We start from the raw sequence: 15,080 nt of genomic DNA on the forward strand, positions 1-15,080 counted from the left end.
TCCAATCTAGTAATAGTCAACACTTAAAACTAAAAACTAAAAAAATTCTAATAAAAACAAAAAGAAAGGGGATTAATTCAAATATATTTTTATAATAATAATGTCTCTTCACTACATAATTTTTATTTTGTAAGCTAAAAAAATAGAAGTATTGTCCCATATAGGACAATACTTCCGTAGTTACTTAAAAGTCACCTAATAAATTATCCATTACCTCTCCAAGCACTACATCTGGATTTACTACCTCTTTTTCCGAACGCCATCCTATAAAGCCATCTGGTCTAATTAATACAGCTCCTCCATTCTCCATCCCATATATTTCATTAAAAACATCTTCTTGAGTAATAAAGTCTCCACTTAAACCAACGCGATACACTTTTATATTTACTCTTAGCTTAGATGAAACATCATGTACACCTTTGGCCCAAGCACTATTTTCTACTCCAGTAAATAACACAAAATCGTTACCTAATAAATCAAGTATCGAAACTTCTTTTCCATCATACGTTCCCAAAAGTGTGGTGCTCGCGTGCCAGGTCTTCCGTTAAACTCTACGATATCCATTCTATGTGGAATAGTGCATTTATCTATAATCGCTTGTGAACAATACTGATACCCAGCAGTTACAGCTAAACCGTCCATATTATTCAAACTGCCTACCTCTCTATTCGCAGCACGAAATAATAAACTACTCGCATAATCCGTGGTTAATTTTGCAACTGGATATCTCTCTTCATGATATGTTTCTAGCAATTTTGGCTTTGCTTTCCCTTTTATAACAGCAGCTAATTTCCAAGCTAAATTATGCGCATCTTGTATTCCTGTATTTGAACCAAATCCCCCTGTTGGCGGCATAATATGTGCAGAATCAACAACTAAAAAAGTGCGATTATCTTGAAATTTTACCGCTGTACTTTCACTCGCTTCCCACGGTAAAACACTTAATATTTCTGGTTCAACATTTGTACTTCCAATTGCTGTTTGAATAATTTGTTTACAGCGTTCTATAGAGAAATCCTCTAATCGTTCCCCTTTTATTGGATCATAAGCTACATGATAAATCCATTTTCTTACGTTATCGACTGGAATGAGCGCACCAAGAACCTCCGGATGAAGTACCATAGAAAAACCAAATGCATCTCCTTGTATAAACTCACTTAAATCAGCTTCAAAATAAATATTCATATAATAGCCACCGATTGTACCTCGCCCCTCGGTACTTATCCCTAGCTGCTCACGTATTTTACTTTTCGCTCCATCTGCTGCGATTACATAGTCACAATGAACAACGCTCTCTTTTTCCGTGTCACGATCTCGAATCGTTGCTATTACTCCGTTTTCCTTTTGTTCAAATGAAACTAATTCATGATAATAAGATAGTTGCCCACCTAATGTTTTCGCTTCTAGTAACATCATCTCTTCTAAAATAATTTGATAACAAGCCGTTTGTTTTGATGGACTAATCTCTTCTATTTTTTGAAGTAACTTTTCATCGTTTCCATACTGAGCGGTCCTCATTTTTGCCAATTCTTCCTTTTCCACCTCAGCTATTGTATGAACTGCTCGTCTTCCTCGGCAATTTTCTAATGCTTTACCCGCTGATTTAATTCTTTGTTCTAAACCTAATTCTCGAAATAACTCCATCGTACGAAAAGTGATTCCACCTGCTTTTGGATGAATTGCAGTAGTCGGGTGCCTTTCAATCAGTAAATAATCAATTTTATGTTTTGCAAGGAATAAAGCAGATGCTAATCCTGATAATCCTCCTCCAACAATTAAAACTGGTATATAATTCGATTTCATATATTTCCCCTCCACATCATTGTTCTGAGCTCAGTGACATAAATATAATCAAAAAAACAACAAAGATATAGACTTATATTTCATTTTAAATTATCATATAGATAGATTACGCCCCAAATTACTTTTATCCTTTCATACATCTACAAGTCACTTAATTTGTGTGTGTATGAAAGGATAAAAAAGAAGGCTTTACTTTGAACTATTCTCTGATATAGACATCAAAAATAATAAAAACATTATAAGCGGTCGTAACCTTGTAAATTATACAAGGTTACGACCGCTTATTTTATTGTTAAATGGCTACCCTTTATCCTCGGCAGACATCGTATTGTTAAATCATTTTCTACCTTTCAACTCCATTATTTTCTATTCCCTATAATAACTACTCCATAATTTTCAATACGTAAAAATAGATTCGTCTCGATTTTCTTTCTCAATATTGCAGCTCATACAACATTCATGTAGCATTACCGTATCGATGTAATGGTTCATCATCTTAAACCTTTCGACTACTTATTGGAGGTAAAGTGATTGAAATGAATAAACAAGAGCAATTAAATGTTATAAAAAAAGGTTTTATTGATTCTCAAAAAGTATTATTAGCAATTGGCGATGAAACTCGTCAAGCTATTTTGTTAGTTTTCATGGAAACGGAATGTCAAACCGGATTACGTGTAGGAGAAATCACGAAACAAACACACCTTTCTCGACCAGCAGTATCACATCACCTTAAGATTTTACGAGAAGCTGGTATTATTTTAATGCGTAAAGAAGGTACAAAGAACTTTTATTATATTGACATACGTACAAAATTAGGATTATTAAAAAACCTTGTATTAGATATTGAGAAGCTACTGCAAAACTTTTATTGAACTTTGGAGGTATAAGAAATGAGAGCAATGGTGATTGATAAGTACGGGAAAGTTCCAATGCGTATGACTGAGATGCCCACCCCTGAAATAAATGAGTATGAGGTGCTCGCAGAAATTCATGCAGCTAGCATTAACCCAATTGATTTTAAAATACGCGATGGAAAAGTGAAGTTGTTACTTAAATATAAAATGCCCCTTATTCTTGGTAATGACTTTTCTGGTGTCATTGTAAAAGCCGGAACAAAGGTGACTCAATTTAAAGTTGGTGATGAAATATATGCACGTCCAAGAAAAGATAAGATCGGTACTTTTGCGGAATATATAGCCATTCATGAAGATGATATAGCCTTAAAACCGAAAAATTTAACTTTTGAGGAAGCGGCGTCGATTCCACTCGTTGGCTTAACATCATATCAAGCATTACATGACATCATGCAATTACAAAAAGGACAAAAGATTTTGATTCACGCTGGATCCGGCGGTGTTGGTACTTTCGCAATTCAGTTAGCAAAAATAATGGGTGCCACTGTTGCAACAACTGCTAGTGAAGCTGGTGAAAATTTAGTAAAGTCTCTTGGCGCAGATGAAATTATTAATTACAAAAAAGAAAAGTTTGAAGATATACTGAAAAATTATGATGCGGTATTTGATACACTTGGCGGTACAACACTTGAAAAATCATTCGATATTATAAAAAGCGAAGGGAACATTGTTTCCGTTTCAGGAATGCCGAATGCTCGCTTCGGTAAAGAATTTGGTTCAGGATTTTTCAAAACACTCTTATTTTCATTAGCAAGCAAAAAACTTACTGCACTTGAAAAAAAGCATAATGCTCAATATTCGTTTTTGTTTATGAAACCAAGCGGAGATCAATTACGTATAATTGCAAAGTATATTGAATCTGGACAAATCAAACCTATAATCGATCGTATTTTTCCTTTTGAAGATACTCAAAAAGCAATGGAATATTCAGAGTCTGGAAGAGCAAAAGGAAAGATAATTGTAAAAATCAAATAATAATAAAACTCCATTTTTTTAAAATGGAGTTTTATTATTTGCTGTTAAATAGACATAGTGCAATGAAGTCCTTACAATAGATTTCAAGGGGAAATATCATATTATACTTTTAGCTAATTTTACAAAGAATACATACGTACAAATACATAATAAAAAAATAAACAAGGAGGAGATAAAATGACTAAAAATAATGAAGCAGGTTGGAATTTAGATAATAGTTATACGACTTTACCACAATCATTTTATACAGAAATCCCCCCAACTCCTGTACACTCACCGGAGTTAATTAAACTAAATAATTCTTTAGCAATATCTCTTGGCTTTAATCCTGAGGAACTAAAAAAGGACGCTGAAATCGCCATTTTAGCTGGTAATACTATTCCAGAAGGAGCTCATCCACTAGCTCAAGCGTATGCTGGGCACCAATTTGGTCATTTCAACATGTTAGGAGATGGTCGTGCCCTTTTAATTGGAGAACAAATTACTCCTTCAGGCGAACGGTTTGATATTCAATTGAAAGGTTCCGGTCCAACTCCATATTCACGCCGCGGTGATGGTCGTGCTGCACTCGGTCCAATGCTACGTGAGTATATTATTAGTGAAGCGATGTACGCGCTTGATATTCCAACTACTCGCAGTTTAGCAGTAGTCTCAACTGGCGAACCAATCTATCGCGAAACGAAGTTACCTGGAGCTATTTTAACTAGAGTTGCAAGCAGTCATATACGCGTTGGAACATTCCAATACGCCGCAGCTCGAGGCTCAATCGAAGATCTCAAAGCTTTAGCTGATTATACGATAAAAAGACATTATCCAGAGGTTGAATCTACTGAAAATCCATATGTCGCACTACTACAAGAAGTCATTAAGAGACAAGCAATCCTTATCGCAAAATGGCAACTCGTTGGCTTCATTCACGGCGTAATGAACACTGACAATATAACGATTAGCGGTGAAACGATTGATTACGGTCCATGTGCCTTTATGGATAGTTATAATCAAGGAACAGTATTTAGCTCTATTGACACACAAGGCCGTTATGCATACGGAAATCAACCATATATGGCTGCATGGGATCTCGCACGTTTAGCTGAATCTTTAATACCGATACTACATGAAGATGAAGAAGAAGCACTAAAAATTGCACAAGATGAAATTTCAAAGTTCAGTGTGCAGTACGAAAACAATTGGTTCCTCGGAATCAAGAAGAAATTAGGACTATTTAGCAATGAAGAGCATGATCAATCCCTTATTGAGAAACTTTTAAAAGCAATGGAAAAATATAAAGCAGATTATACAAATACATTCCGTGCATTAACTGACAATATATTAGAAAATGCACCTTTATTTAAAAGTCCTGAATTTAAAGAATGGTACGAGCTATGGCAATCTCGGTTAGAAAGACAAAAAGAATCGAAAGATGATGCATACAAATTAATGAAAAATAACAACCCAGTAATCATCCCTCGAAACCACCGAGTAGAAGAAGCACTAGAAGCAGCTGTTAAAGATGGAGACTATAGCGTAATGGAGAAACTTCTTCAAGCTTTAGCAAATCCTTATGAATATTCTCAAGAACAAGCGGATTACTGCACGCCTCCTGTGCCGTCGAATCGTCCTTATCGGACTTTTTGCGGGACGTGATTTAGAGCACTAAGACTGTTTTTCTGCTCCTAATTGTATTATTTATTAGTGTAATTCCCACTAAATTCAAGTACACGATTCGTTATTTTCCATAAAGGAACATTATAAGTAGAAAAGGTGTTTTCGTATAAAAACACCTTTTCTACTTTTTTCTCCATCTTGTGAAAAAAAAAACGTAATTTAATACTCTAGTTTGCGTTTCTTTTATGTATTACATATCGTTAGCATATTCTATGTGATTACAGTTATATATTATCAACTCTATCAATTTCCTCCCATGCGAAAAAGATACATACACCAAACAAGCTGTCACGAACAAAGGAGAGCTCCTTACTTCCTACCTATTTCTTTCCTAATGCGTTAACTTGGTAACTGTTCTATTAAAATTCTTCTATTCAATCTTCATTTTTTCTTATTATATTCAGGTACATCGATAAGGAACAACTATTCTCGAATATAAAAATCCAGCTATTGTACAAATGTTGATAAAAAATAAAGGAGAAGAGAATGAATCCATTTTAATATAACTAATGAGAATTTGTATGTTCCAATATCTTCACTATATTCCTCAACAATCTTTTATTAAAATTCATTACAATAGTTTAAAATTATGACGGATTACTTTCAACATAATGTGAAGGTAGCTCTAACAACAAAAAACTGGCTTGTAAACCTTTAATGTTTACAAGCCAGTAAATAATATCAACTAAAGCTAGCACTCTTAAAATAATACTTTAGAGTTGTCTTCCCTCTAAGTATACTAACTCAGGTCTCGTTGGAGACCACCCTTCTCCGTGAGTCGATTGTAACTTATTGACGACAGTATTTGCGGTTGCTGTTTGTTGAATCTTTGGAGTAGTATTTATCGTAAAAACTGTAATACCTGTAACAGCTAAACTCATTACCATTAAACTCAGTTTCTTCATTATTTTAACGCCCCTTTAGCTAAATTTGTTTTTCTTGCTTCAAGACTTAAACAAAAATATTCACTAGACGTTTTATAATCACACACCTCATATAACCTAGCTGCCATCACCTCAGCATATTCTTCTACATAATAAGAAAGATTCTCTTCTTTGAAATAAGAAATCCCTGTAACAATTACCCTTTTTAATTCCTCGATAGTCACATTATTATTTAATGCTTTTAAAATATTGAAATGATGTGTATATTCTTCATTCTCTACTTCTAAACAAAGTTCCAATCCTTTTTCAATAAGGATAGAAGATACATTTGTTTCACCTAACTTAGAATATTCCCTAGCTTGTAAAAAAACAGCTTTGAAATGATTAGGTATTTTCTCTGTTACTTCTGATAAGTGACGGATAGCTAATTCAGAAAGGTTTTGATTTGCATATAGCCACCCTAAGTTGTGCCGCACGAATGAAATTAATCTTTCTTCATTATTTTTTTGTAATAAATTTAATGCAGAATTTAAATGTTCCTCGGCCTGTTCAAACTGTTTTAGAGATACACAACTCATTCCAATAGTATTTTCGCAAGAAGCAGTATTACTTTCATAACCTTGGTGTTTAGAGAAGATATCTTTTGAAATAGTTGCATAGTGAACAGCTAAAAGTGGTTCATTATTATTATGATAGAATAAGGCTAACTTAGATTGAAATTCAGCTTGTTCAATTTCTTCTGGAACGTCTTTCAAAAGAAACTCTGCTTTTTCATAATATTTTTTCGCTTCTTTATAATCTTTAATTATAGTAGCATATACCGCTTTACAAAAATGATAATAATAAGATAAGAAACCATCCGTCGGAATTTTAAAAGAATCTATTTCGTCAAAGCTTCTCTTTGTAATACTAAATCTATCAACAAGCGTTTTATAACGAAAATCTAGTAAGAAATAATATAATAAATTTTGTTCTTGCAACATTTTATTTGATTCTTGTTTCAAAACATCAATATTTTTATCAATTTCTTGTTTTAAATTAGTTGCTTTTGACAATTGTTGTTGTAACATTGCTTGATACCATTCATTAAGTTGCTTTGTAACCTGTTCGCTTCCCTTCACTGGAATGTTCATAAGATCCCCCTTTTTTGAATATTCTCACATAAATAATAACAAATAGATATTAAGATATAAATATCTCATTAATATTTCTCAACATTTATTTAACATTAAATCCATTAAATTAATCACACATGCTGTAAATTTTTTAAAACACTAAAGAAAATCGCCCCCATAAATACAGCGTCTAAATCACTATAAAAATCTATAAATACAATATATTAACACTTTATAAATGTGTATTCACACTCCACCATTATTTTAAACACCCTTCTTCATCAACCCTGCAATCCCCCTGCTCCCTTCACTCCCAACTTTCTCAAGTTCTTCTATAACTAATTCTCTTCTCTCCACAGAATGATTTTGACTTAACTTCGCTTTTCCTTCTATTTTATTTATCTTTATTCTAAACCCAACTATTCCCCTACTTAATCCTTCCATATAATTCGGATCTACATTATTCAGTGAGTAGGTGCTCTTTGGATTTTCATATTTATGTACTAAATCTTGAAGAGAATCTATTAATTCCTGTTCATCTTCAACAATTTCCAACTCTCCATATACATGCACCGCAACATAGTTCCATGTTGGTACTGCTTTATTTGTTTCATACCATGACGGAGAGATGTAACTATGTGGCCCTTGAAAAATAGCTAACACTTGTTGATTTCCACTATCTTTCCACTGCTCATTTGGACGTGCAAAATGCCCGGATAAAGTAAGTGTTTCCCTATTTAACAATAACGGTAAATGCGTTGCGTACGGTGCTCCGTTATGTTGAGAAAATAAAGTTGCAAAGCTATTTTGTTCAATCATTTCGTACTTCGTCTCTTCATCTTGTATAGTGAAATGTTTTGGTATGTACATAAGCTCCCTCTTTTCTTATCTTCTTATTTCCCATTATATTTACGAGATTTATTATTGGGCAGGGACAGATGATAATTGTTTTATAAGGTCAGTGCATATAGTAAAACCTTTGTTTCAAAAATAATAGGTGGCATTATATGATTTCTGCCACCTTAGTCAATTTTTTTATTTATACAAACTCCCTTATTCAACGATCCTTCATAGCTTTTTCTAATACATATTCAATAAATTCCGTTTTACCTAAGCTATAATTTAAGCGATTTTCCGCCGTTTCCGCTAATTCTTTCTTTAGCTTTCCATATTCAATAACAACGTTTGGATTTCCACGAAGATACTCACGAAACGCTACATGTCTTCTTAACTCTTCACTATTCTTATCGCATACATATAAATGATGTTCCATCCAAATTGTATTCTTCCCGTCCCTCGGAACATATTGACCCTTTCTCCCAAAAGCCTCTCTCCCCTTAAAACTCCACTCTTCTTGATGAAAATAACCTACCTGTTCAAGTCTATTTATTACTTTTGGAAAAACATCATAATCTTCTATTACAACATCGACATCTAATATCGGTTTAGAAGCAAGGCCTTTAACAGATGTACTCCCAACGTGCTCTATAGAAAAAATGAGTTCTCCCATTACGTTATTAATCAACGTCTGTAATTTACAAAATTCACTTTCCCATTGTGTATTATATTTCTCAACAGTAATAAATTGTTTCAATTGACCACCCTTCTCAAATCACTTTTATAACCTCTGAATATGCGTATCCTTAAAATCAGTTTCATACTTCAATCCATACCCAAGCATTCGATCCATTCCAATATGTGCTGTCCATATTAAACCAATCATTAAAATCGTATCCATCTTTAAATAGACCCCTATTAAAACAAGTAATATTGATATGATATATGTGTGAAATAGATTATATATTTGTGCACCGATACGTTTGTTAATAGCGTACGCCACCATTGCTAAATCAGGTGCAAAAAGTAATACAATAAATAATAACCAACTAAATCCACATAATCCATATATATAAATTGCAGCTAATAAGACCACCAATCCTTCAAAGTGTATAATTCGTTTCTCCAAACTTCATCATTCCTTATCTGTTAGCTTGAAAATTTTATTCGGATTTAAAATATTTTGCGGATCAAGAGCTTTCTTTATTTTCTCCATTACCAATAATGCCGCACCATGTTCTTCTTCTTGATACTTCTGCTTTCCTATTCCAACGCCATGCTCTCCTGTACAAGTTCCGCCACGCTTAAGAGCATACAGTACAATACTTTCATTTATTTCATCCGCTTTTTTCACTTCATCTTTATCATTTGGATCAATCATTAAGAGCACGTGAAAATTCCCGTCTCCTACATGGCCAAGAATACCACCAACAAGTCCCACTTTATCTAATGTCTCTTTCGCATGTTGTATTGCGCCAGCTAATTCCGAAATTGGTACACAAACATCTGTACTCATTAGCTTTTTACCAGGATAACTATGCACGTAAGAATAAGCTAAATTATGCCTTGCATCCCATAATTTATTTCTTGCGGCAGTTTCAGTTTCAAAAGCGACTTCTTTACATTTATGATCAAAAACAATTTCCTTCGTAAACTCGATATCTTGCGTTAGCCCTGCTTCATTTCCGTGAAACTCTAAAAACAGTGTTGGTTCTTCTCTGTAATTTGTCTCATTATAATGATTTACTTGTTTCATAGATAATTCATCAACAAGTTCTATTCTCGCAATTGGAATGCCAGCTTGCAGTATATTAATAACAGCTTCTACTGCATCATTTATAGTTGGAAACGATGCTCTCGCAGCCATAACATGTTCTGGTATGCCGTATACTTTTAATGTTAGCTCTGTAAAGCATCCAAGCGTACCCTCTGATCCTACGAAAATACCATTTAAATGATAACCTGATGATGACTTCGCCGCTAAATTGCCAGTATGTATCACTTGCCCATCAGCAAGCACCACTTCTAAATCACGAACTTGATCACGCATTACGCCATACTTAACCGCTGTCGTTCCGCTCGCATTCGTAGCAGCCATGCCCCCTAACGTTGCATCTGCACCTGGATCTACACTAAAAAACAAACCGTACTTTTTCAATTCTTTATTGAGCTGAGAACGAGTCACTCCTGGTTGTACTTTCACAAGAAAATCTTTCTCTCTTATTTCAAGTATTTTGTTCATTAATGAAAAATCAACTGTAATCCCCTTTTCATAAGGAATTATATGACCTTCTAAACTAGAACCTACTCCAAATGGAATGACAGGTTTTTTATGCTCACTCGCTACTTTCATTATTGCTCTAACCTCTTCCGTCGTTTTTGGAAAAACAACTACATCAGGTAAACTACTATTATGGTAAGATTCATCTTTACTATGTAACTCTCTTACTGTCTTATTAACCACTACTTGATCTTCAGGAAGTACATCCTTTAATTCATTTACTAAACGCTCAATTGTTATTTCCATTACATACTCTCCTTTTATATTATTTACTCTACATTAATTATACCATTTTTATACAAAATAATTAGAATAGTTAAATTTATGAAATTTTATATACAAAAAAGAACTTGCAGTATTCCCTACAAGTTCTTTTTTAAAACTATATTTTAGACGATTTTTTCAATAAAATCATAAACCAAACTAAAGTAAATGCCATCATAGAATGAGAGAACCCTACAATATAAGTTAACCCTTTAAAGTCCGCTCCATTTAGTTGAAGAAGTCCTCTCGCTGCCAGCGATCCTAACATTAAAGTTAATGCGATATTATGTAAAATAAACCAGTTATTAAATCCTTTCACTTCATGAAACGCGAATACTTTCGCTAATCCTAAAGCAATTAAAAAGAAGAAAAAGCCAAGTACTAACGTATGCGTATGCAAAAGATTTAATAAAGTAGAGCCTAAAATCCCTTTATATTTCCCATACTCCCTAGCAAATATTCCTGACAATAAACCGATAATCAAATAAGTAAACGATGCATTATATAATTTCTTCATTATGTACCTCCTTGAGTAGAATGTGTAGTGTGTCATATTTAGTAATAATGATAGTTATATAGTAAAAACTCCTAGTTTCCTAGGAGTCATTGTATAAGTATCTCACTCTTTACAATCAATCCTAATTATAAAATATCCTTTTATACAAAACAATCGAACTTTATGTGAACAGTAACTCTCAATTAAAATAACTTGCACTTTTATTTCGCACAATCCATACTAATTGTTATAACTTTTAAAGGTGGTGCAATAGATTGATAGTTCTTGAAACTGAAAGACTCACTCTTCGCTGGCTCGATGTAAAAGATGCTCCGTTTATTCTTGAATTAGTAAATGATCCTGCATGGATTCAATTTATTGGTGATAAAGGCATTAAAAACTTAGAAGATGCAAAAAAATACATCTTAAACGGACCCGTCGATATGTACAATAAAATGGGCTTTGGTCTTTACTTAGTTGAACGAAAAGAAGATCTCACTCCACTTGGTATGTGCGGCCTTATTAAAAGAGATTCATTAGAAGATGTTGATATCGGCTTTGCTTTTTTAGAAAAATTCCGTTCAAAAGGGTACGGCTATGAATCAGCTGCTGCAGTAATCGAATACGGTGTACAAAAGCTCGGACTGAAACGAATTGTAGCAATTACTTCTATAGATAATGTTGCTTCAGGCACGCTGTTAGAAAAAGCAGGATTGCGATTCGAAAAAATAATTTCAGACTCAGGAGAAAATCTAAAATTATTCGGGTATAACGCATAACAAAAAAGGTCGCCATTCATGGCGACCCTTTTTTTCACTTCACTTCTACCGTATAATTCCCTGTTCCACCACCATACTGGTATACATGTAAATAGTACTTCCCTGGATACGTATTGTAACTACCTACTAATTTATTTCCTTGTTGCTGTGCATACGTAACATAATTATTTAAATCTGCTTCTGAATAAAGAACCCAGTTTACTCCGATATTATTTTCCTTCGTTACATTAATTTGAAGGTTTTTCGCAGTTTCTACATTTATTTCAAAGTAATCACTCGTATCACCGTTTCCTAAACTAGCACGTAAAACTTGATTTAACTGCAGTTTATTTGCCGTTTGGAATGAATTATTTGGCTCTTTTTCTACACTGTTATCTTCTTTCTTTTGAACCGTTACACTTGTTGTAGCAGTATTAGTTAACCCTTTATCGTCTGTTACTGTTAATTTCGCTGTATACGTCCCTTCTTTTGTATAAACGTGAGTTGGATTTTGTTCATTACTTACAGTACCATCACCAAGCTCCCATTTATAAGAAATAATTTTCCCATCTTCATCTTTTGATCCATCGCTTTTAAACGAGATCGCTTCATTCGTATGTCCGCTATACGGACCATTTATAACCGCGACCGGCGCTTTATTCACTGCACCTTCTTCTGTATTAATACCGTGGAACACAACATCATATTCAAATTGCCCTGATGCATTCACACGATAATTCACAAAGTATGCTGTTACAGTTTTATAGCCTGTCCATTCTTTTGCACTTAAACGTTTTAACGTATCATTAACGTTTTGCGTAATTGTTTTCCAGTCTTCATTTTCTCCTTTTGCAGCAGTACCTGTATACGTTCCTTGCAGTGTAAATGTATTAAAGAATTGTGATTTATTTTTCTTTACTGATACATTACTTAATTTTGCTTCCGCTGTAATTTCTGCGGCAATATCTGAAACTGGTTTCGGTGCATGAGTTGCTAAATAATCATCTGACACTAACGGAACATTATATTTCTCACGGTTGTCTACTAACATTTGCATATAGTCTTGATACTCTTTATTTAAATTCGCATCTTTACTTAAAGCAGAGCGATATGCATCATATGCTGTTACATCATTTTTCCTAATAAGATCATGAACTTTATCAAACATATCGTATCTCTTATTGTACATATACGATTGTAAAGCAAAGGAATAATTATAGAAATCCCACGTTCCATACTTTGCATTTAACGTTCGCTCTGCGGTATAACGTTCTGCTGGATTCGAAGATAGTCCTCCTATAATACTCTTTCTTGGAACGACGTTGTCCGTTCTCGTTGCACCTGCAAAAAACTCAGCATTCCCTTCTTCAAACCAAGATAATCTCTCATTCTCATACATCTTACCTTGTCCCCAAAGTCCTGGCACTTCATATCTACCTTGTAAATAATGCGTGAATTCATGTCGGAACAATTCTTCTAAACTATAAATACTTTCTTCTGGCGTACGTTCATAAGTAAAGAACGTACCTGTTCCTTCTATATAAAGACCGCCGTTATTCGTTTCATACCCGTACAATTGACGATTAAATTGATATTCAGCCGGGCTATTATAAATAACCATCGTTAATACATCATCTGGATTTCCTTTTTCTAACGGTTGGTCACTTTCAACCGTACGATGGAATTGTGCCTTCACTTCTTTTGCTGCCCAATATAAACGTTTAACTTTCTCCTCAGTCACTTTATCTCCCGCTTTTAAAACAATTGCACCATCATCAAACGTATACGTTTTCGGCAAATACTTTTTCTTCCCATCTTCTCGTATTTGATCTAAATTAACAACGTTACCGTTTGCATCTTTCCCGCCATAATTCGTCGTAATTTGCTCAGCTGCTACGAAATATTGCTCACCTAAATAAGGATAGATTTTCATCGCATCTGTTACAACTTGTAATCCTTTTGTCCCTGTACTATGGAATGTGCCGAGTCTACCTGTATAATAAATTCCATTATTAATAAGCCATCCGTTTTTCTCTGTAATCGTTCCCATTAACGCGAATCTACTTAATTCATTAATATAGCTATCTATTTTTTTGTACCATACTGTATCTTTCGGTGCTTTTCTCGTATCGTACAAATACGATTGAATATCGTAATCAACACCTTGCATAATATCGTAAATCGCATTTCCAGCTGAAAGATTATCTACCAATGTAGAAAAATTATCATTATATTGCTTAAAAATCTTTGCAGCCGATGTTATCGTTTCCACATCACTCGAAGCATTTCCTATTAATTTCCCATATGATGATACAACTTTATTTTGTTCTAACGTACCGAGTTTGAAATTTGGATTGTTCGCAATCGTTTTTAATGCAGGTAAGCACTTGTCATGATAGCTACGTTCATTTAGTTTACTTAATTCTGTATTATAAAATCCTAAATAAAACCCTGATCGCAAAACTTCCACTAATGTCTCAATCCCTTTTGAATCGTCTTGCGTATAAGCCTGTCCTTGCTGCTTCAATTTATCAATAATTGCCTGCATCCTACTATCATTTTGATAGAATGCAAGACTGTCTTTATTAAACTGAAATAGCCCCGTAATTTGCTCCCAATCGATTGTTACAAGTAAATCTACTAATTGTTGATTGCTTAATTGATTTAATTCAGCAATTGTATAAGTTTTTGCTACAGCTAATTGCTTACTTTCCTTTTTTACTTCAGGCGGTCTTTGCGATAAATCAGCAAATTGTAGCCTTTTCTCAAAAGACTTGCTTTCTAATACTTTCGATGAATGAGCTAATTCTTCCACGGGCAGTTGTACACCAACCGGCTCCATTTTTAGCACATTTCGATATGAAACTTGCTCTCCCTTAGTATCTTCCGCCAATATGCTTCCTTGAAAACTCCCTAACATTAAACTAGCAAAACTTACCCCTACTAAAACTTTTTTTGAATAGCCTTTCATGCTCTCCCCTACCTTACATTTTTTAGTGTCTCGCTCCATTATTTTACTATTCTGACTATTTATTCTGTATTGAGAAAAAAGAAGGGAACGTTCACACATGTATCCATTCAAAGCGAA

General features: G+C 34.0%; 12 protein-coding genes and 1 pseudogene. 4 read left to right on the top strand and 9 right to left on the bottom strand.

Features of this window, described 5'->3' with window-relative positions:
• Positions 1-184: 184 nt before the first annotated feature.
• Positions 185-1,803 (bottom strand): annotated as a pseudogene (locus MKY90_RS17575) (FAD-dependent oxidoreductase).
• A gap of 527 nt (positions 1,804-2,330) precedes the next feature.
• Here MKY90_RS17575 and MKY90_RS17580 point away from each other — a divergent pair.
• The 3 genes from MKY90_RS17580 to MKY90_RS17590 all read left to right on the top strand — a co-directional run bounded on the left by MKY90_RS17580 (position 2,331) and on the right by MKY90_RS17590 (position 5,336).
• Positions 2,331-2,675, top strand: coding sequence for an ArsR/SmtB family transcription factor (locus MKY90_RS17580; RefSeq protein ID WP_078205528.1), 345 nt, complete (start codon positions 2,331-2,333; stop codon positions 2,673-2,675).
• 18 nt (positions 2,676-2,693) lie between these two features.
• Complete coding sequence (locus MKY90_RS17585; protein WP_063219691.1) at positions 2,694-3,692, top strand: NADP-dependent oxidoreductase; 999 nt, start codon at positions 2,694-2,696, stop codon at positions 3,690-3,692.
• A 177-nt stretch (positions 3,693-3,869) separates the two neighbouring features.
• On the top strand, positions 3,870-5,336 hold the full coding sequence (locus MKY90_RS17590; RefSeq protein ID WP_341092119.1) for a protein adenylyltransferase SelO: 1,467 nt from the start codon (positions 3,870-3,872) through the stop codon (positions 5,334-5,336).
• 734 nt (positions 5,337-6,070) lie between these two features.
• On the opposite strand, the gene MKY90_RS17595 is transcribed toward MKY90_RS17590, so the two are convergent.
• The 7 genes from MKY90_RS17595 to MKY90_RS17625 all read right to left on the bottom strand — a co-directional run bounded on the left by MKY90_RS17595 (position 6,071) and on the right by MKY90_RS17625 (position 11,255).
• Positions 6,071-6,262, bottom strand: a complete 192-nt coding sequence (locus MKY90_RS17595) for a Phr family secreted Rap phosphatase inhibitor (RefSeq protein WP_002165311.1) — start codon at positions 6,260-6,262, stop codon at positions 6,071-6,073.
• On the bottom strand, positions 6,262-7,374 hold the full coding sequence (locus tag MKY90_RS17600) for a response regulator aspartate phosphatase (RefSeq protein ID WP_002128443.1): 1,113 nt from the start codon (positions 7,372-7,374) through the stop codon (positions 6,262-6,264). Before MKY90_RS17600 ends, MKY90_RS17595 begins: the two co-directional genes overlap by 1 nt.
• A gap of 246 nt (positions 7,375-7,620) precedes the next feature.
• Positions 7,621-8,226, bottom strand: a complete 606-nt coding sequence (locus tag MKY90_RS17605; protein WP_215599439.1) for an FMN-binding negative transcriptional regulator — start codon at positions 8,224-8,226, stop codon at positions 7,621-7,623.
• 187 nt (positions 8,227-8,413) lie between these two features.
• Positions 8,414-8,950, bottom strand: coding sequence for a GrpB family protein (locus MKY90_RS17610; RefSeq protein ID WP_012261365.1), 537 nt, complete (start codon positions 8,948-8,950; stop codon positions 8,414-8,416).
• Between the two features lie 24 nt (positions 8,951-8,974).
• On the bottom strand, positions 8,975-9,322 hold the full coding sequence (locus MKY90_RS17615) for a DUF4260 domain-containing protein (RefSeq protein WP_012261366.1): 348 nt from the start codon (positions 9,320-9,322) through the stop codon (positions 8,975-8,977).
• A 6-nt stretch (positions 9,323-9,328) separates the two neighbouring features.
• The gene (locus tag MKY90_RS17620; protein ID WP_078205530.1) at positions 9,329-10,720 is read right to left on the bottom strand and encodes an FAD-binding oxidoreductase; all 1,392 of its coding nucleotides are present in this window, start codon (positions 10,718-10,720) and stop codon (positions 9,329-9,331) included.
• A gap of 136 nt (positions 10,721-10,856) precedes the next feature.
• Entirely contained in the window at positions 10,857-11,255 is a 399-nt protein-coding gene (locus MKY90_RS17625) for a DUF2871 family protein (protein ID WP_002033617.1), read from the bottom strand.
• 254 nt (positions 11,256-11,509) lie between these two features.
• Here MKY90_RS17625 and MKY90_RS17630 point away from each other — a divergent pair, with 254 nt between their 5' ends.
• Positions 11,510-12,013, top strand: coding sequence for a GNAT family N-acetyltransferase (locus MKY90_RS17630; RefSeq protein WP_002033615.1), 504 nt, complete (start codon positions 11,510-11,512; stop codon positions 12,011-12,013).
• A 34-nt stretch (positions 12,014-12,047) separates the two neighbouring features.
• Here MKY90_RS17630 and colA read toward each other — a convergent pair whose 3' ends face one another.
• The gene (colA, locus tag MKY90_RS17635) at positions 12,048-14,963 is read right to left on the bottom strand and encodes a collagenase ColA (protein ID WP_078205532.1); all 2,916 of its coding nucleotides are present in this window, start codon (positions 14,961-14,963) and stop codon (positions 12,048-12,050) included.
• Positions 14,964-15,080 lie beyond the last annotated feature (117 nt).

The organism is Bacillus sp. FSL P2-0099 (assembly GCF_038007445.1).
GTDB classification, from domain to species: Bacteria; Bacillota; Bacilli; order Bacillales; family Bacillaceae_G; genus Bacillus_A; species Bacillus_A mycoides.

Excerpts from the sequence above, each read along its gene's own strand:
- MKY90_RS17600 (WP_002128443.1), bottom strand. The coding sequence starts at position 7,374 with ATGAACATTCCAGTGAAGGGAAGCGAACAGGTTACAAAGCAACTTAAT.
- MKY90_RS17590 (WP_341092119.1), top strand. The coding sequence starts at position 3,870 with ATGACTAAAAATAATGAAGCAGGTTGGAATTTAGATAATAGTTATACG.
- MKY90_RS17625 (WP_002033617.1), bottom strand. The coding sequence starts at position 11,255 with ATGAAGAAATTATATAATGCATCGTTTACTTATTTGATTATCGGTTTA.
- MKY90_RS17620 (WP_078205530.1), bottom strand. The coding sequence starts at position 10,720 with ATGGAAATAACAATTGAGCGTTTAGTAAATGAATTAAAGGATGTACTT.
- colA (WP_078205532.1), bottom strand. The coding sequence starts at position 14,963 with ATGAAAGGCTATTCAAAAAAAGTTTTAGTAGGGGTAAGTTTTGCTAGT.
- MKY90_RS17595 (WP_002165311.1), bottom strand. The coding sequence starts at position 6,262 with ATGAAGAAACTGAGTTTAATGGTAATGAGTTTAGCTGTTACAGGTATT.
- MKY90_RS17605 (WP_215599439.1), bottom strand. The coding sequence starts at position 8,226 with ATGTACATACCAAAACATTTCACTATACAAGATGAAGAGACGAAGTAC.
- MKY90_RS17585 (WP_063219691.1), top strand. The coding sequence starts at position 2,694 with ATGAGAGCAATGGTGATTGATAAGTACGGGAAAGTTCCAATGCGTATG.